This is a genomic window from Parabacteroides sp. PH5-46, from assembly GCF_029892785.1.
GTDB lineage: Bacteria > Bacteroidota > Bacteroidia > Bacteroidales > Tannerellaceae > DFXE01.
Genome location: NZ_JARXXA010000003.1, coordinates 105301 through 125471, shown reverse-complemented (window position 1 = coordinate 125471; position 20171 = coordinate 105301). Strand labels below are relative to the sequence as shown.

Below are 20171 nucleotides of genomic sequence, written 5' to 3'. Positions count from 1 at the left end.
TTCTGTCTTTATTTATTGATTAAAAAGTTGCATTAATACCGAATGTATAAGAACGTACAGTGGGGTATTTGTCCCGTTGGTCGGTTCCAGGCCATAAGCCGGTGATTTCTATTTCCGGATCAATGCCATCATAGCCTGTAATAGTTGCCAGGTTCATGCAAGAGGCATATACCCGCAGGTTCTTTACATACTTCGTTTTCAGGTTGAAGGTATAACCCAATGTTACATTGTCTATCTTCCAGTAGTTACCTTTTTCCACATACTCGCTTACATAGCGCTGAGAGTCGTTTATCGCTATCTTATCGCCTGTTTGATTTCCTGTTGCAAGGTCTACTACCGGCAGTTTATCAAAGGCTGAATTCAATACATTATACTGTATCGTTGGGTTTCCGTAATACATCTTCTGGAAGTTCAGTATCTCAAAACCGAAAGCTCCACGCATATTGATAGACAGGTCGAAGTTCTTGAAACGAAGAGTATTATTCCAGTTTAAAAAGTGCTTGGGCACACCATTACCCAGCTTTTGTTTGTCTTCGTCTCCTGCATTTTCGGCATAATCATAATAGGTTCCGACTGTATTTCCCTGATCGTCTTTTTTCAGGCGTTCTACCACCCATTTACCCTCAGAGGAAAGACCTACGGACTTCAATCCCCAGAAGTTACCGATAGGTTGCCCTACCTTCACAATATGAGTCCACTGCTGGATAGGTTCTCCGGTATAGCCGCCACCATATACATCATCAGGATAATAATAGTCTGTAGACATCTGAAACTCTTCATTGGAGATAGATCTCAGCTTGTTCTTATTAGTTGAGTACGACATATTAGTGCTCCATTCAAAATGCTTGGTCTGAACCGGGATGGCATTTAACAATACCTCAATCCCCTGGTTGCGGATCTCGCCCACATTGGCCATAATACTGGAATAAATGTAAGGAGGTACCGGAACCGTATAGCCGAATAAAGCATCCTTTGTATCACGCAGATACGCATCAACAGCTCCGCCAAAGCGTCCACCGAACAGGTCGAAGTCGATACCCACATTATATTCATATTTCTTTTCCCAGCGCAAGTCCGGATTCGGGTTACGAACAGGAGTTAACGTGTTGGTCCATGCACCGTTATAGAGGAAGTAACCTTCGTAGTTGATAGATGCCAACGACTCGTATCTCCTACCTACGTTGATACCTGTAACCCCGTATCCGGCACGTATTTTCAGGTTGTCGAGCCAGCTGTAATCTTCCATAAACTCTTCTTCATTGATACGCCAACCCACAGATGCTCCGGGGAAGTAACCCCATTTATGGTCGTCTCCAAACTTGGAAGAACCTTCCCGGCGAAGAGAAGCCATCAAGAGGTAGCGATCATCAAAATTGTAGGTTACACGGGCAAACAGACCGATCAACTTATCCGCTCCTTTGTAAGACCAGGCGCCTGTTCCACCAATCCCCTTAGCCAATGCCATACCAGTTTCGAGGTTGTTATAGGTATAACTGTCTGTTGGGAAGTCGCGGTTTGTAACCGAGAAGTTTTCGTCCATTGTATCTTCGTAGTTGTATCCTACGATAGCAGTAAAAGCATGTTTGTCAAATGTTTGGTTCCAACTGGCGGTAAGTTCTATCAGGTTATTTACATAGTTGCTGGTATATCTGTAGGCTTGTCCGTTATACGATCCTTCTGTACTGGTCGGGTGTTTCTTGGTGAGGTAAGAGCCTGTCAATCTGCTCTGTCCCTTACGTGTGTACATGGCTTTCAGCGCCAGACTTTCTATCGGGCGGAACTCCATACTACCTGTAAAACGAATGTTGCGGCTACGTACTTCTCCCAACTTTTCATTCAGCAAAGAAACTGGGTTGTCGTAGAAGTAAACGTTTCTTTCCATATAGGTTCCATCATCGTTGTAGACAGGCTGTGTAGGGTTTTGAATACAAGCCTGACGATAAACACCTTTTTCAAAATCAAGGCTACGCACTTGTTCGTTGGCGATAAGGGAAACATTGGTAGTCAGGCGGTCGTCAAACATACGGTGAGTCAGTTCCAGACGTCCCCGGATATTCTCAGACTCAGATGTTTTCATGGTACCTTCTTTCTTGTCATATGTCAGGTTGGCAATTACACCCAGTTGCTTACCACCCCCTCTGAAAGTCAGGTTATGTACATGGCTGATACCGGTTTGTGTTATTTCGTCCAGCCAGTCTGTAGTAGCACCATAGTCTTTATCATTTGCTCCGGAGGGCGAATAGCCATCGCTCCAGCGCTGGCGCAGTTCGGAAGCCGACATAAAATCAGGCGTACGTGCGATGTCGGAGATAGAGATATAGCCGTTATAGTCTATAGAGTTAGGTGTATCCCGCTTGCTGCCTTTGGTGGTGATGATGATCACACCATTGGTACCGCGCGTACCGTAGATAGCCGTTGCCGAGCCATCTTTCAATACATCAATCGATTCGATTTCTTCGGGAGCAACAGTAGAGAAGCTTCCCGGTACTCCGTCTACCAGTATCAGCGGGTCTGAAGTACCATTAATACTGGAGTTTCCGCGCAACATAACAGAGGTAGCAGCAGCAGGGTCTCCGGAAGCTAAGGTAATCTGCAAACCGGCTACTTTACCCTGTACCAGCTGTCCGGCATCCAGGATGGCTCCTTTATTGAAGGATTCGGATTTTACACTGGCTACAGCACTTGTAACATCAGCCTTTTTCTGGGTTCCGTATCCAATCACTACGATTTCATCCATAACCTTGGAATCTTCCGACATGCTAAGGGAGATCGTCCGCTGATTACCAACGGCCACCTCCTGTGTCTGGAAACCTACATACGAAAACATCAACACCGCAGACGAGCTACTTACTGAAATAGAGTATTTCCCATTCATATCCGTCAGGGTACCATTGGTCGTCCCTTTCTCTACAATATTGACACCCGGCAAGCCGTCGCCAAATTCATCTGTTATTGTCCCCGTAATAGTAATAGATTGCTGAGCAATATCCTGTTTTTCGGTGCCACGCTCACTGTACAAGGCGTTTGCGTGCAAAACAGGACATAAGAAAACAAAGCATCCTACCAGTAGCATACTTCTACCGATAGTCATCAAAAGTGTCTGTTTTTTCATGTTACTGAAGTTAATGTTTGACATTGTATTTTAAGGAATTATATCATCACAAATAAAAAGAACATTAATAAGAGTAAGCTGAACAATCATCCAATAGAATAAAAGGATTGTGCAACGAAAGCGCCAGGGAAATAGATATATATTACTCTAATATTCAATGTATTAAAACGCAATCATTAGATTATTTTATCATTATTTTGTACTTTTTTTGTAGCCACAAAATTGCTGAGTTACAGATATGGATCAGCTGGGTCACAGTTGTGAATCAGGTGGTCGACAGTTGTGACCCAGCTGGTCGACAGCCGTGAACCACGTGGGTCACAGCTGTGACCCAGCAATTTTGTTCCGAAAGAAGATTCACTGTATTATGTACATTTATTTGAAGAAAAACCTTATTTTTGTAGATACTTTAATGATTATACCACATGAAAACACAGCATTTCCGCATCATTTGTCTGTTTGTTTGTATCAGCTTTTTCGCTGTGAAGGCTTATGCGGAAAGGTTTCGGTTCAGGCATTACGAGGTAGAGAATGGGCTGCCATCCAACACCGTACGAAGCCTCACCCAAGATAAATGCGGCTTTCTGTGGTTTGGTACAGAGAATGGGCTGAGCCGTTTCGACGGATATACCTTCAGAAATTTCCGGCACATACCCAATGACTCCTCCTCCCTCGGCAGCAACTATATTTACTCCTTATACGAAGACCATGACAAGAAACTATGGATAGGTACGGATGATGGCATATACATCTATCTGCCTGAAATGGAGAAGTTTCAAGCCTTTGACGAGAAAACAGCCGACGGCATACGAATCCGGAGCCACGTGGCCGCCATACGGCAAGATGCGGATGGAAATATCTGGTTTGCAACCCTCACCCAAGGCATGTTCCGCTACAATCAGCCAAGCGGTAAATTATTCCAATACCTCTCTTCCGATCCTTCCGGAAAAACGGACAATATGGAGATGATGCTTGAGATGTATATTGATCCCGGAAACGTAGTATGGGCCTCGCCTCAACGGAACAACAAGGTTTTATTCCGCTATGACGCCGCCACCGACCGCTTTGTGTCATTATCAATTAAGATAAATGAGGCACAGAGCAATAACTTCGGCATCTATGCCATGCTGGAAGACCTCAAAGGAGATTTCTGGATAGGCACCTGGAACCAAGGCGTTTGCAGGCTCGACAGGGAAAGCGGCACGATAGAATCTTACCTGGCTCCCGGGATGCCAAACGGTATCTCGCATATACACAGCCTGACGGAATACCAGCCCGGCATCCTGCTCATCGGTTCAGACGACGGACTGAGTATCTTCAATACCGAGACATATGAAAGCGAACTAATGACTTCTTCTGAACTGAAAAACAGCAGCTTATCAGACAAATTCGTCTACCCCGTCTTTAAAGACAAAGAAGGCGGCTTATGGGTAGGCACCTACTACGGAGGCATAAACTACGCACCGCCTAAAAAGGGAAACATAGAGGGCTATGCCCACTCCAAATACGGCAATTCGATAGGGGGAAATATCATCAGTTGCTTTTGCGAAGATCCGTCCGGCAAGATATGGATCGGCTCAGACGACGGAGGACTGAGCCTCTTTGACCCGAAGCAGAAAACCTTTGTTAATTACACCTCTCAAAAAGGACACAACAGCCTGTCATACCACAATATACATGCACTATGTCTGGACGATAACAAACTGTGGATTGGTACCTATTCCGGAGGGCTTAACGTATTGGACCTGAAAACAAACCGCTTCTCTCAGTACTACCCAAAAGCAGGCGATCCCTCCTCTTTATATGGAAACAGTATCTACGCCATCTACAAAGATACAGACAACAACCTATGGATAGGAACCATGGAAGGAATCTGCCTGTATGACCGTGAAAATGACAACTTTATAAGGATGCGGGAAATAGGTACAACAACAGTTGATATTACAGACAGCCGGGATGGGAATATCTGGTTTTCTTCCTGGGGCAAAGGGGTTTACAGATACAACAAATTGGACAAAAGCTGGTACCACTACTACCATATACCTACCGACCCGACCTCTATCCCCAATAATCAGGTAAATTCCTTCCATTTTGACGAAAACGGCAAGCTATGGCTGGGTACCGATAACGGGCTGGCAGTGTATGAAAAAGAAAGTAATTCTTTTCAGAAAACCCCTTTAAACATTGACAATCAGTTGATTTATTTCGTAAAAAACATTGATGGAAATATATGGCTTACTACTCCCCACGGGCTGGTTCGTTATTCACTTTCGGATAAAGAAATACAGACTTTCTATAAGAATGATGGCTTGCAAAGCGACCAGTTCAACGTGGCATCCGGACTACTTAGCTCTACCAGCTCCCTCTACCTCGGAACAACAAACGGCTTTAATATCATACGCCCGGATGATATTTCCGGAAATCATTTTGTGCCGCCGGTCTACATCACAAACATACAGGTATTTAACAAAGACATTCCTATCGGAGAGAAAAGTATCTTAAACCGCTCTTCCCTCTATACCGACGAGATAGAACTATCTCATAAAGAAAGCGTATTAAGCATTGAATATGTGGCCCTTGGATACAGCGCTCCGAATAAGAACCAGTTCAAATACAAGCTGGAAGGCTTTGACAAAGACTGGAACATCATCGGCAACCAACGGAAAGCCACATACACCAACCTACCGGCCGGGAAATACCTGTTCCGCGTAGCCGGAAGCAACAGCGACGGCAAATGGAACGAGCAGGAAGCTACCTTGTCTGTCACGATCCGCCCGCCTTTCTGGCTTACACCCCTGGCCTATCTCCTGTATGCAGCCATCATTATGGGGATATCCGGATGTGCTATCTATATGATGCGCCGCCGTACGGAAATCAAACATAAAAGAAGGATAGCCAAGCTAAAGCATGACAAGGAGAAAGAGCTGCACGAGGCGAAAATAAACTTCTTTACACTAGTAGCGCATGAGATACGCACGCCTGTATCCCTGATTATCGGGCCACTTGAAAAAATCATGGATGCAGCCGCTACAATGCCCCAGGCAATGCAAGACAGCCTGAAGATTATCGACCGTAACAGCCAGCGGCTCTTATCATTGGTTAACCAGTTGCTGGATTTCCGTAAGGCGGAAGAAGGAGCTTTTGTTATCCGCTTTGCCCGGCATTCCGTCTACGAACTGCTGCAGAATGTGTATATCCGCTTCAAACCGCTGGCCGAACAAAAAGATATCTCACTGAACCTGGAAATGGAGGATCATAGCATTACTGCCACAATAGACGGAGAAGCAGTGACAAAGATCGTGAGCAACCTACTGACAAATGCCATAAAACACGCCAGGAGCCGGATTGTAATCTCCTGTAACACCGAAAACGATTATCTGATAATCAAAATATTAGACAATGGAGAGGGTATCTTGCCGGAAGAATATAAGAACATCTTCAGACCCTTCTACCAAGTGGCTCAGACACCCAAACCGGGCACCGGAATAGGACTTTCACTTGTAAAACTACTGGCCGATGCCCATAAAGGAACGATAGAAGTAGAAAGCGTTCCCGGCGAAGAAACAGTATTTACCCTTACATTACCCCTGGTGCAACAAGGAGTTTCCACCCCTGAAGGGGAACAGAAAGAGATACTTTCCGATGAAGAACCTTACCTGAAAAAGCCGCTGGCCTTAAAGGGGAATGAGCCGGTATCTGATAAGCCCCTGCTGCTGATTGTAGAAGACAATTCCGACATGCGTAAATTCCTGACAGAAAGCCTGCATACCCGCTACAAAGTAATCGAGGCCAGGAACGGAAAACAAGGGCTGGAACAGCTACGCAAACAAGCCGTAGATATCATCATCAGTGACATTATGATGCCGATTATGGATGGCGAATCGTTTACCCGCGAAGTGAAAGAAAATCTGGAATTCAGCCATATCCCCCTGATCCTGCTCACGGCCAAAACGGATAAGGCGTCTAAGCTGTCGGGCATGCAGTCCGGGGCTGATGCCTACATGGAAAAGCCCTTCTCGCCCCAACTACTTCTGGCACAGATTGAGAACCTGCTACGATCCAGAAGGGAGCTCCGGAAGAAATTCTCGGAAATGCCCTTCACACCGCTACACAGCGTAGCCGGCAACAAGGCAGACGAGCAATTCCTCGACCGGATGAACAAGATAATAGACAAAAACATAGCCAATACCGATTTTTCGGTAGACATACTGGCTGAACAACTACACATCAGCCGTTCCGGTTTATTTGCGAAAGTAAAATCCCTGGCAGGCATGACACCGAATGAACTGATCCAGCTGATCCGCCTGAAAAAGGCTGCAACCCTCATATCGGAAGGCCAATTCCGCATCAATGAGATTTGCTACCAGGTGGGCTTTAATAATCCGTCTTATTTCTCCAAATGCTTCCAAAAACAGTTCGGACTATTACCCAAAGAGTTTCAAAACAAGAATACAAGGTAAGAAGAGCGTTTTATAGATAATAGTTGCATACAAATGGACTTTTAAGTTATTCTCTCTGCCGCTCCTGTCGTACTTTTGCGGTAAACAATCAACTATCTATCATTATGAAAAAGAAACTGATTTATACCTTATTATTAAGTAGTATAATAGTCACCGGCAGCCTGGCCTGTGAAAAATGTAAAAAAATAGTCGTAAAAAACACAGTTCCTGCCAAAGTAAAATATGCCGGAATAAAAGATGTACGCCTGCTGGACAGTCCGTTCAAGCATGCAATGGACTTAAATGCCGCCTGGATGCTGGAACTGGATATGGACCGCTTATTATCTAATTTCCGCAAAAACGCAGGCCTGACACCGAAAGCCGAATCATACGGAAGCTGGGAAAACATGGGTATAGCCGGACATACCTTGGGCCACTATCTGACAGCTGCCTCCCAGCAATATGCTGCCACCGGAGACGAACGCTTCAAAGAGCGGGTAGACTATATCGTAGCCGAACTGGACTCCTGCCAGATATGGTTTGTAAACGGCTTTATTGGCGGTATGCCGGGAGGCGATAAGGTATTTAAGGAAGTAAAGAAAGGGATTATCCGCTCCAAAGGCTTCGACCTGAACGGCCTCTGGGTTCCATGGTATAACGAGCACAAAACCATGATGGGGCTGAACGATGCTTACTTACTGGCCGGAAATGAAACAGCCAAAAAGGTGTTAGTCAACTTATCCGACTATCTGGCAGATGTAGTATCCGGTCTGAATGATGAACAGATACAAGCAATGCTGGATTGCGAATATGGCGGTATGAATGAAGCTTTTGCACAGGTATATGCCCTTACCGGTGACAAGAAATACCTGGAGGCTTCGTACATCTTTTATCATAAAAAACTACAAGACAAACTGGCAGACGGCATCGACGCCTTGCAGGGATTACACTCTAATACACAGATACCCAAACTAATCGGAAGCGCCCGGCAATATGAACTGACCGGCAATCAGCGCGACCATAAAATAACCGATTTCTCCTGGAATACGCTTGTACATCATCATTCGTATGCCAACGGAGGCAACAGTATGGGAGAATACCTTTCGGTTCCCGACAAACTAAACGACCGCTTGGGTACCAATACCTGTGAAACCTGCAACACCTATAATATGCTGAAATTGACACAATTTCTGTATGAATGGACTAATGCCCCCCAATACCTTGATTATTACGAAAAAGCCTTATATAATCATATATTGGCCTCTCAGCATCCACACGATGGACGAACCTGTTATTTCGTATCATTGGGCATGGGCACCAAAAAGAACTTTTACAGCAAAACAAACAACTTTACTTGCTGCATGGGAAGCGGATTTGAAAACCATTCCAAATATGGTGGCGCCATCTATGCCTATGGTGCAGACGGGGCTTCGCTATACGTTACCCTCTATATCCCATCGGTACTTACCTGGAAAGATAAAAACGTAAAACTGCAGATGGAAACAGCTTATCCGGAAAACGGGAAAGTTAAAATGCGACTGGAAGAATGTCCTAAAAATGAAGCCTTCACGATACACTTACGCTATCCGGCATGGGCTACATCAGGCGTATCTGTAAAGGTAAACGGTTCTACCCAGAAGATAACTTCCGAAGCAGGTTCGTACATAAGCATCAACCGCAAATGGAAAAAGGGAGACAAAATAGAGCTCAACCTGCCGATGTCTCTCCATACCGTTTCTATGCCTGATAATGCAGACCGTCGCGCCGTATTCTATGGCCCTACCCTATTGGCCGGAGTATTCGGAACAGAAGAGCGGAATCAAGGTGATATCCCTGTTTTCGTATCCGAAGAAAAAAGTATGACAAACTACATCAAACCCTTATCCGGCAAGTCACAGACATTTATTACACAAGCTCCCGGAGGCCCGGAAAATGTAACCATGATACCTTTCTACCAGGTGTACGATCAGTATCAGACGGTATATTGGGATGTGTATTCTCCCAAAGAGTGGGAAACGGCTGAAAATAAGCGGAAAGCAGAACTAGAACGGATTGCAGCCCTGGACAGGAAGACCCTCGATTACATTGTATTAGGGGAAATGCAACCGGAGCGCGACCACAACCTGGATGGCGATAATACCCGCACCGGAGAAGGATACCTCCACAAATACCGCATGGCGTACGAAAACGGCTGGTTTGCCTTCGACATGAAATGCGGATACGACTCTCCTACCCAACTGTTACTGACCTATTGGGGAGGCGATTCTAAAAAATACACCTTCGACATCGTGATTGGCGACTGGACACAAAGCATCAGCCTCACCCAGACGCAGGAAGGCTTTGTAGAACAAATCATTGATCTGCCAACGGAGGTAACAAAAAGTAAAGACAAACTAAGAATCACCTTCAGGGCAAATGATACGACCCGCGTATCCAACATATATAATTGTCGGTTGATGAAGAAGTAATCTTGCTAGTTATAATCACCTATTCATTGGTTTCAGGGAAAGCGGAGTAGAAAGAACGCTAAGAGTAATTGTTTCAGTCATTTAGAAAAACAACGATTTTAAACTCATGAGGTATAAACAGCACTTTCTTTAAAAAAATGGAAGATAATTTTTTTCGCTTAAGAAAAAGCTATATATTTGCATTCCAAAAAATTAATAGGATTATACATTAATTTATTATAGACATGACTAAAGCAGATATCGTTCGCGAAATTTCGAAGAATACCGGTATTGATAAACAAACGGTGTTGGCCAGTGTAGAATCATTTATGGAGCTTGTAAAAGACTCTTTGGCTGAGGGAGAAAATGTGTACCTGAGAGGGTTTGGTAGTTTCATTGTGAAGAAAAGAGCTCAAAAAACAGCTCGTAACATTTCTAAGAACACAACTATCATTATTCCGGAACACAACATTCCGTCTTTTAAGCCGGCTAAGGTATTCCATGAAAAGGTAAAAAAATAAGAAACCAATCAGTAACAATAAAATCAATTTAAATTATGCCTAGCGGAAAAAAAAGAAAAAGACATAAGATGTCTACGCATAAGCGCAAAAAAAGACTGAAGAAAAACAGACATAAAAAGAAATAAGTCTATTTTCTCAGACAAAAAAATAAAGAACAAACTTAATCAGTGGACTTTTAAGTTTGTTCTTTACGTTATATGAACAAGGTCCCCAGTTTTTAAAAACCTCTTTTTATATTGTGATTAGTGAATTAGTAGTAGATGTACAACCCAAAGAGGTAGCTATTGCCGTATTGGAAGACAAAAACCTTGTGGAACTTCAGAAAGAAGCACGCAATGTTTCATTTGCCGTCGGTGATATTTATCTTGGTAAAGTAAAAAAACTGATGCCCGGGTTAAACGCTGCTTTCATTGATGTAGGATATAAAAAGGATGCATTTCTTCACTATCAGGACTTAGGTCCGAACTTCAACACCCAACAAAAATTCCTCAAGCAGTCACTTAGTGACAAGAAAAAACTGCCAACCATTTCTAAAATGCAAATCCTTCCTGAAATAGATAAGGATGGCAGTATCAGCAATGTGCTGAAAGTGGGAGAAGAGGTGTTGGTTCAAATAGCCAAAGAGCCTATCTCAACAAAAGGTCCCCGATTAACGTCCGAGCTTTCTTTTGCCGGAAGATATATCGTATTAATACCTTTTGCAGATAAAGTTTCCGTCTCCACAAAAATCAAATCGAACGAAGAACGCGCCCGTTTACGCCAATTAATCCAAAGTATTAAGCCTAAAAATTTTAGTGTGATTGTTCGCACATCCTCAGAAGGCAAGCGCGTTGCAGAACTCGATCATGAGTTAAAGACATTAGTTAAACGTTGGGAAGACAATATTACAAAAGTAACAAAAGCAAAAGTACCAGCTGTTATTTACGAAGAAACAGCACGTACCGTTGCTCTTTTACGGGATATATTCAACCCTTCATTCCAAAACATTCATGTAAACGATAAAGACGTTTACAACAGTGTACGTGATTACGTTAGTTTGATTGCTCCGGGAAGAGAAGATATTGTTAAATTATACACAGGAGAACTTCCTATCTTTGACAATTTCGGAATAACCAAACAAATCAAATCGCTATTCGGACGTACCGTTACCTATAAAAGTGGAGCTTATCTGATTATTGAGCATACCGAGGCTATGCACGTTATAGATGTAAACAGTGGCAACCGTTCCAAAGGAAGTGACGCCCAGGAAAAAACAGCTATTGACGTAAACAATGCAGCTGCCGACGAAATTGCCCGACAACTTCGCTTACGCGATATGGGAGGTATTATCGTGATCGACTTTATCGATATGGCAGAAGCCTCCAACAGGCAAAAGCTTTTTGAACATATGTCGAAAGCTATGGCAACCGACAGAGCCAAACACAACATCCTACCTTTAAGTAAGTTTGGCCTGATGCAAATTACCCGCCAAAGGGTTCGTCCTGCAATGGACGTAAATACATCGGAGAATTGTCCTACCTGCTTTGGAACCGGCATTGCAAAACCATCCATCTTATTTACCGACAGTCTGGAAGGAAAAATAGATTGCCTGGTAAATAAACATCATGTGAAGAAATTCACCCTACACCTACATCCTTATGTTGCAGCTTATGTAAACAAAGGTATTATTTCTTTAAAATGGAAGTGGAAACTCAAGTACACACAAGGACTGAAAGTAATCCCCGACCAAAGTCTGGCCTTTCTGGAATACAAATTCTATGATCTTGAAAAGAATGAGTTAGACATGAAAGAAGAAAAAGAAATCAAGTAAAAAAAGAGTTTCGGTGCAGACCGGAACTCTTTTTTCTTATCCCCTGACGTATTGTCATTCTTTTCTGACAAACATTTTTCACATCAGACAAATGAACTTTTTGGCATACTATTTGTAATAATAGAAGAAAACGAGAGAACATAAAAAAGATAATAATTTAATCAATATATAAAGAAATGGGAAAAATAATAGGAATTGACTTAGGAACAACCAACTCATGCGTGTCCGTATTGGAAGGAAATGAGCCGGTTGTAATCACAAACAGTGAAGGTAAAAGAACAACACCTTCTGTTGTTGCATTTGTAGAAGGAGGCGAACGTAAGGTAGGTGACCCGGCAAAACGTCAGGCAATCACCAATCCTGAAAAAACGATATTTTCTATCAAACGTTTCATGGGTGAAACCTACGATCAGGTACAGAAAGAAATCAACCGCGTACCATACAAAGTAGTACGTGGAGACAATAATACCCCTCGCGTAGATATTGACGGACGTTTGTATACCCCGCAGGAAATTTCAGCTATGGTTCTTCAAAAAATGAAGAAAACAGCTGAAGATTATCTTGGGCAGGAAGTAACAGAAGCCGTTATTACGGTTCCGGCATACTTTAGTGATGCACAACGTCAGGCTACAAAAGAAGCCGGAGAAATCGCAGGATTAAACGTACGCCGTATTGTAAACGAACCGACAGCCGCATCACTGGCCTATGGCTTGGACAAGACAAACAAAGACATGAAAATTGCCGTATTCGACTTAGGGGGAGGTACATTCGATATCTCTATCCTCGAATTAGGTGATGGCGTATTTGAAGTAAAATCTACCAACGGTGATACACACTTGGGAGGAGACGACTTTGACCATGTAATCATAGACTGGTTGGCTGAAGAATTTGAAAGAGAAGAAGGCATCGATTTACGTAAAGACCCTATGGCTCTGCAGCGTTTGAAAGAAGCTGCAGAAAAAGCTAAAATCGAGTTGTCAAGTACAACAAGTACAGAGATCAACTTACCATATATCATGCCTGTAAACGGTATTCCAAAGCACTTGGTAAAAACGTTGACACGTGCTAAATTCGAGCAGTTGGCTGACAGCCTGATCCAGGCTTGTATAGAACCATGCCGCCAGTCTTTGAAAGATGCAGGCATGAGTACTTCCGATATTGACGAAGTAATATTGGTAGGTGGATCTACACGTATTCCGGCGATACAGGATGTGGTTGAAAAATTCTTCGGAAAAGCTCCTTCAAAAGGTGTAAACCCCGACGAAGTAGTAGCTGTTGGAGCAGCTATTCAAGGAGGTGTATTGACAGGAGAAGTGAAAGATGTATTATTACTGGATGTTACTCCACTTTCTTTAGGTATCGAAACAATGGGTGGCGTTACAACCAGGCTGATTGAAGCCAATACCACCATCCCGACCAAGAAGTCGGAAACATTCACCACGGCAGCCGATAATCAACCCTCGGTAGAAATACATATCTTGCAAGGAGAACGTTCTTTGGCAAAAGATAACAAATCAATCGGACGCTTCCACTTAGACGGTATTCCACCTGCAATGCGTGGCACACCTCAGATTGAAGTTACATTTGATATCGATGCAAATGGTATCCTGAATGTATCAGCAAAAGATAAAGGAACCGGCAAACAACAAAGCATCCGTATTGAAGCATCCAGCGGCTTGAGTGATGATGAAGTAAAACGTATGAAGGATGAAGCTGCTGCCAATGCAGAGGCTGACAAGAAAGAAAAGGAACGCATCGACAAGTTGAATCATGCCGACAGCCTGATCTTCCAGACTGAAAAGCAACTGAATGACTTGGGCGACAAACTCCCTGCTGACAAAAAAGCTCCTATCGAAGCAGCTTTGAACAAGCTGAAAGAAGCTCAGAAAGCACAAGATATTGCAGGTATAGATGCCGCAACCGCAGAATTGAACAACGTATTCCAGGCCGCCAGCCAAGACATATACAATGCACAAAACGCAGGCGGCGCCCAACCAGGCCCAGACTTCAACCAACAGCCCGGCGGCAATACAACCGACAATAAACAAGACGGAGGTGTAACCGATGTTGATTTCGAAGAAGTGAAGTAAAAGGCGATTAGCAATAATCAATAAATAACAGAAAATCCCTGTAAACAAATAGTTTGCGGGGATTTTTATTTTTATGAATTTGTAGATAGCTATTGGTTTTGATAGTTTTTTATCATACATTTGTACCATTATTGTACCGGAACTTAATTAGTGATGAAGTGGAACTTATGAGCACTTATGACTATTAATGAGTACTTAAATAGCGATAAAGATACCGATGAATAAGATTCAGAAACAATGTGAAGTGTGTGGGCAGGCTTTCATTCCAAAGACAGTCGATTCTGTTTATTGCTCGAAAAAGTGTGGCGGAGCAGCATATCGGAAAAAGAAAGCCCAAAAGAAAAAGGAAGAGAAACAACAAGCAATTATTGATAAGATTTCTGTCGACCGTTTATATATTTCCGTGCCAGAAGCAATTGCGCTTTTCGGCGTTGCCAAGAGTACACTCTATCGCCTTATTCGGCAAAAGCGAATTCCTGCTATCAATTTAGGTACTCGTCTTGTTCGGATTGACCGAGCAGCGATAGAGGAAATGTTTCCTATTCGCCAAACATCCCTTAAAAAAGAGAAGCCGACAGCAAAGCTTTATAGTCTTGAACCACAAGATTGTTATACAATCGGCGAAATTTCCAAAAAGTTTGGAATATCGGATAGCACGGTATATAAGCATATCCGTAAATATTCTATTCCAACTCGACAGATTGGTAACTATGTTTACGCTCCAAAAACTGAAATAGATAATTTGTATAATCAATAACAATATACCACATGAAACAACTCTCCAATACAAAAGTAACTGTTCGGCTTCGCAAGGCGGAAGACCGCAAAGAGTGGTATGTTTATATTGAAAGTTATCCGGTAAATGTTCCCGGCAAGCAAACTCCGCAACGTGTTCGTGAATATTTGAATCGTTGCATTACTACTGTGGAGTGGGATAAAAAACGTACCGCCCGAACCGATGCAGCCGGAACAAAAACCTACAAACCCAAACGTGATGATAATGGAATAATCGTTTGCCGAAGCGAAAAGGACCAAGAAACTATGCTATATGCTGATGGGATTCGTAAGCTTCGCCAACGAGAATACGACAATACTGATCTATATAGTGATACAGAAAGTGCGCAGGTTGAACAAAAGGAGCGTGCGCAGCAGAATTTCGTAGAGTATTTTAATGCTACAGCAAAGAAACGTCATGCACAAAGTTCCGATTCTATCCGTGTAAACTGGAAACGAACCTACGAATTAATAAAGCTCTTCGCTGGAGACACATTGCCTTTTTCTAAAATAGACAATCGCTTTGCCGAAGATTTTAAGTTATATCTTTTGTCTGCTCCATGTGGAGGTAATAAAAGCGGAACTATTTCTCGCAATACTGCCGTTACCTACTTCTCCATTTTCAAAGCAGCATTAAAACAGGCCTTTATTGATGGATACCTGACAACTGATTTATCGGCAAAAATCAAAGGCATACCGGAACAGGAGTCAAGACGTGAATATTTGACCGTTGAAGAACTTAACATTCTTGCAGGTACACCATGTGAACGCGATGTTCTTAAACGCGCAGCATTGTTTTCTGCTCTTACCGGATTACGACATTGTGATATTCAGAAATTACGATGGAAAGAAATTAGCATGAATGGCGATCAAGCCCAGCTTCACTTCACACAGCAGAAAACAAAAGGTGTGGAATATATACCTATTTCGCAACAGGCACTTGATTTGTGTGGCGAACCTCGTGAGCCGGAGCAACTTGTTTTCGAAGATTTACCCGATCCTGCATGGATTTCCAAACCATTGAAACGATGGATAGAAGCTGCCGGTATTACGAAGCGGATCACATTTCATTGCTTTCGGCACACATATGCGACCCTTCAATTATCCAGTGGCACAGATATTTACACCGTCAGCAAGATGCTCGGACATACCAATGTGAAAACCACCCAGATTTATGCAAAAGTTGTAGATGAGAAGAAGAGCAAAGCAGCACAAGCGATTCAGTTGAACACCCTTAAAGATACCGAGTCATGAAAAACAACATTTTAGAATACATTATATTATACGTGATTGTAGCCTGTGCAGCGGTGGTTATTGCAACATTGGCTCGTATATTCGCTGTGTCAATGGGATTTGATAGCTTTACGGCGTTCATAGTTTTCTTGGTTGTGTTGGCTATCCAAGTGATAGTGTATCTGAGTATTCATGTGGTATTGCAAAACCTGATGCTCCCGTGGATTGGTAACGGATTGGCTAAGATTTCTTATTTCCGTAAGAAGATTGAGCAAAGACAAGTTCTTCCTGTTGCTGTTGAGTCACCGGTAGAAGAAAAGGACGCTGAGACTGATATGACGGAGTCAACTGTGTCTTTGGAGGATATTCGGAACGAGCAGCAACAAAACATAGTCAAAGAACAGGAAGAGATTCTAAATGTTGCTCTGGACTATACTCGAAAATCCTTTGCACTTTACCTTTCCGATGAAGATCTTGATATTCTTTGCCGGAATATCCGTGCATACATGAACAGGTTGGATGAAAAAGAATTGAAGCCGGTTAAAGTCAAAGAACTGACAGCCCTGGACCTCCGCCACTTCGGGTGGAATATCTGGAACTATTTCAAGCCAAGAAATCAGATGGACATTGCTTACTTACTGAAAATAGTCTTCCCTGATGTTTTCAAGGATGTAACAGCAGAAACTATAAAAAGTCACTTGAAAGATGATGAGTTGAAGGGGATGATTAAGATAGTGGAAAGTTTCAAAAAAACTAATCGGTTTTTATCTCCCAATCGGTATTAGAAAGTATTTCCAAAGACGTACTTCCTCCATCGGCTGGTATTGTAATTGTGGTTTGCACAGGAATAACATATGGAAATTGCTTATACTCAAACGTGTTTTTTAGCCTTTCTTCCAAACGCCCCATTTTGGAAAGTATATAATTTTCTTCAAGTTGCTCCTCTTCTGTTAGTCCGAAGTGTCCAGCATCTATCCCAAAATCACTCTTTATCTCTTCATATTCATAACATGTAGGGTCTGTTAGCTTGAAACTCCATGAAAGAATGTTACAATATCCGTCTGAAGAAGATACATCCAAAGCAGGTATAGCAATATTGTCAAACACTCGTTTTGGAAACATAAACTCATTGCTTATATGAGTAGATGTGAATATGACTCCTAAAATTAATTCTTCAATTTGCTTAGCCTTCCTATCTTCTCTGCTTCTTTTAATTATTAGCTCTATAAGTAAATGAGGAATAATATACTCTGGCTTAAAATTTGCTTGTTTATCTTTATCTCTAAGCACAAATGAACACGCAATGATAAGAGGCAATCGTAATAATGTGTTTCTTAAGTTATCGTGAGTATATTCAATTTCTTTAGGTATTCTCAAGTCAAACAGTTTAAAATTGCGAGTTGCTTTATAAGCAGATATCATCAAGTCATCGAATCTAGGTTCTCCCAATTCTTCCCAACAGGCAAATATAGTCGAACCAAGATAAAGGCAAGGATATCCTGGAGCACTATACCTTTGAGTGGTTATTTTACCTCGTTCTTGAAGCTTTATATGGAACATATCATCATGAGTCTTATGTCGATTATTCTCAAAAGTTCTTCCGCGATAAAAATCTTCATCTGTACGTACCGTATGTAATCCAATGGTGTCCATGATACCCTCTATAGTATCGCCATGCCCTAGCAATTGATTCCGCATGACAGAAAAAGCAGTGCTATACATCCCTTCATAATAATGTTTAACTGATAGTTTTATGGCATCAATTAATTTTTCAATTCGCTTTTCTGTTGTTGCCCAATCAGGGATTTGAGAAAGAATATTGGGATCTATATTCTTTATTGTCTTAGAATATATGGAAAGAGCTTTGCTTAGGTCTGCTCTAAAGTCATCACTTTCTCTTTTTACTGGCAATAGGGTCTCTATTTCTTGATAAAACTGCTGTAATGTCATGATTTTGAGTCGTTATATTGATTCAGCAGCAAAGATAGTTGTTTTATTTAATTAAGAGGATAATCCTAAATTATATGCATGAAAAACGATGTATCTTTGAGGTTTGCTACTATCTGTTTTATACATTTTATTACGCTAATGAGTATCATTTATTGCCAACTGTAGTGTTTCCTAAGTGTTTCTCCAGTGTCGCCCAGACACCGCAGAAACACTGATTTTATTTGCACCATAAATCATAAAACGATTATTTATGGAAGCAAATGAAGTTTCTTTTGAAAATCTGCCCAAGGCAGTAGCACATTTAGTCAGCGAACTGGCTGAGATCAAATCTTTAGTTGAAAAGGGGCAAACACCTGTTGTCCCTCAGAAGCGAATCCCGATTGACATTGAAGAAGCTTGCCGGATTATCGGCAAAGCGAAACCTACCGTGTACGCTCTTGTTCGCAAGCGGCTAATTCCTTGTTATAAGAATGGCAAGAAACTCTATTTCTTTGAAGACGAACTACTGGAATGGATCTCCAAAGGCAAAAAGAAAACCATTCAGGAGATAGAATCCGAAGCAGAGGCGGAATATAATAAGCGTAAAAACATACAAAGATGAACCTGTTCGACTTATTGGCCAATTTCTGGCGAGTAGATGAACAGGAGAACTTCAGCGGCAACGATACCAGATTGTATTTCTTCTTGATTCATTTGGCTAACCGTTCCTATTGGGCGGGATGGATAGAGTGTTCCAATAAACGATTGGCAGCTAATGCGAATATATCTTTGGATGTTCTGAAATCTTCTCGCGACCGATTAAAAGCAGCCGGTTTGTTGGATTATGCTTCTGGAGGTGGACATAGAGTTAAAACTAAGTATCAGATTTTAGCACCTAAGTCCGACCTTAAACTCCCGCCCTACAATATAAAGACTAAAGACAAAAACTCTAATACAAATTCTTATGGAAAAAGGAAAGGCTCAGTCTTTACGGGAAGTGATTTCGACTAATCAACAATTCTTTCAGGCATTGCAGAAAGATGCTCAAGAGATGGTCGCCCATGAAAAAGAGAAGATTAGGAAGCTACGTTTACCTCTGCCATTGGCTTATGCTGACTTTCGGAGTTTGTTTTGTGAATTTGGCACAATTTGTTTGCACAACCGCAATCAGGCTAAGAATTTTGTCATTGACAAAAACAATGAACCTATGATAGAGCAGCTCTATTGCTACATAACCAATAATTCTGCTTTCTCCGGTGATCTGAATAAGGGCATCATGCTGCAAGGCAAATATGGTTGTGGCAAAACAATTCTTCTTGAAACTTATTCATTGCTTCACAATCATATTTCGAGAAGTTTTTTCCTGAATCAGCCTCTGTTTACGTTTATCAAGTCTGTGGAATTGCAGGAGCAAATTGTAAAGCAGTCGGCAAGTGTTTTTGCCAGGCGACCATTAATTATTGATGAGTTTGGGCGTGAATCCAAAACAGTTCAGGATTATGGAAACGTCAGCCGACCTATTTCCGAATTGTTAAGTTTGAGAAGTGACGTTGGAGTCGTAACACATGGCACCACGAACTTCACTTTTGCTACACTTGCGTCCGATGAGTTCTATGGTGGCATGATTGGCGACCGCCTCAAAGTGATGTTCAATTTTATCACTTTAAATGGTGAAAGCCGTCGAGTTTAAGCTTTCATTCCAATGGCTCACTATTCGCGAGCAATGTAGCAAGAGGGAACTGGACAAATCCTGTTCTATCCTCTTGCCCTACGGGGTTACTTGCTGTTAATCAGCAAGATATTAAAAACGAGTTTT

At 42.2% G+C, this 20171-nt stretch carries 13 protein-coding genes; 11 read left to right on the top strand and 2 right to left on the bottom strand.

What is annotated here, in order from left to right:
• Nucleotides 1-19: 19 nt before the first annotated feature.
• Nucleotides 20-3112 (bottom strand): TonB-dependent receptor, encoded by a 3093-nt coding sequence (locus M2470_RS03995; RefSeq protein WP_280743845.1) that lies wholly within the window; start codon nucleotides 3110-3112, stop codon nucleotides 20-22.
• Nucleotides 3113-3537: 425 nt separating this feature from the next.
• On the opposite strand from M2470_RS03995, the gene M2470_RS03990 reads away from it, so the two are divergent.
• From M2470_RS03990 to M2470_RS03955, 8 genes are all read left to right on the top strand, one after another.
• Nucleotides 3538-7572 carry a two-component regulator propeller domain-containing protein gene (locus M2470_RS03990; RefSeq protein ID WP_280743846.1) on the top strand — a complete coding sequence of 1345 codons (4035 nt, stop codon included), beginning with the start codon at nucleotides 3538-3540 and terminating at the stop codon, nucleotides 7570-7572.
• A gap of 104 nt (nucleotides 7573-7676) precedes the next feature.
• Complete coding sequence (locus M2470_RS03985) at nucleotides 7677-10019, top strand: glycoside hydrolase family 127 protein (RefSeq protein ID WP_280743847.1); 2343 nt, start codon at nucleotides 7677-7679, stop codon at nucleotides 10017-10019.
• A gap of 224 nt (nucleotides 10020-10243) precedes the next feature.
• On the top strand, nucleotides 10244-10519 hold the full coding sequence (locus tag M2470_RS03980) for an HU family DNA-binding protein (RefSeq protein ID WP_280743848.1): 276 nt from the start codon (nucleotides 10244-10246) through the stop codon (nucleotides 10517-10519).
• Between the two features lie 238 nt (nucleotides 10520-10757).
• Nucleotides 10758-12329: an Rne/Rng family ribonuclease gene (locus M2470_RS03975; protein ID WP_280743849.1), complete on the top strand. Its 1572-nt coding sequence runs from the start codon at nucleotides 10758-10760 to the stop codon at nucleotides 12327-12329.
• A gap of 176 nt (nucleotides 12330-12505) precedes the next feature.
• Nucleotides 12506-14419, top strand: a complete 1914-nt coding sequence (dnaK, locus tag M2470_RS03970; protein WP_280743850.1) for a molecular chaperone DnaK — start codon at nucleotides 12506-12508, stop codon at nucleotides 14417-14419.
• Between the two features lie 217 nt (nucleotides 14420-14636).
• Nucleotides 14637-15176 (top strand): helix-turn-helix domain-containing protein, encoded by a 540-nt coding sequence (locus M2470_RS03965; RefSeq protein ID WP_280743851.1) that lies wholly within the window; start codon nucleotides 14637-14639, stop codon nucleotides 15174-15176.
• A gap of 11 nt (nucleotides 15177-15187) precedes the next feature.
• Complete coding sequence (locus M2470_RS03960; RefSeq protein WP_280743852.1) at nucleotides 15188-16447, top strand: site-specific integrase; 1260 nt, start codon at nucleotides 15188-15190, stop codon at nucleotides 16445-16447.
• Nucleotides 16444-17211 (top strand): hypothetical protein, encoded by a 768-nt coding sequence (locus tag M2470_RS03955; protein WP_280743853.1) that lies wholly within the window; start codon nucleotides 16444-16446, stop codon nucleotides 17209-17211. The genes M2470_RS03960 and M2470_RS03955 overlap by 4 nt, the downstream gene beginning before the upstream one ends.
• Here M2470_RS03955 and M2470_RS03950 read toward each other — a convergent pair.
• Entirely contained in the window at nucleotides 17180-18376 is a 1197-nt protein-coding gene (locus tag M2470_RS03950) for a hypothetical protein (protein ID WP_280743854.1), read from the bottom strand. The genes M2470_RS03955 and M2470_RS03950 overlap by 32 nt on opposite strands.
• Nucleotides 18377-18626: 250 nt before the next feature.
• Here M2470_RS03950 and M2470_RS03945 point away from each other — a divergent pair, with 250 nt between their 5' ends.
• From M2470_RS03945 to M2470_RS03935, 3 genes are read left to right on the top strand one after another with little or no spacing between them, the layout of a single operon-like run.
• Entirely contained in the window at nucleotides 18627-18977 is a 351-nt protein-coding gene (locus M2470_RS03945; protein WP_280743855.1) for a helix-turn-helix domain-containing protein, read from the top strand.
• Nucleotides 18974-19366, top strand: a complete 393-nt coding sequence (locus M2470_RS03940; RefSeq protein ID WP_280743856.1) for a hypothetical protein — start codon at nucleotides 18974-18976, stop codon at nucleotides 19364-19366. The genes M2470_RS03945 and M2470_RS03940 overlap by 4 nt, the downstream gene beginning before the upstream one ends.
• Nucleotides 19320-20045, top strand: a complete 726-nt coding sequence (locus M2470_RS03935) for a hypothetical protein (RefSeq protein ID WP_280743857.1) — start codon at nucleotides 19320-19322, stop codon at nucleotides 20043-20045. The genes M2470_RS03940 and M2470_RS03935 overlap by 47 nt, the downstream gene beginning before the upstream one ends.
• Nucleotides 20046-20171: the final 126 nt, after the last annotated feature.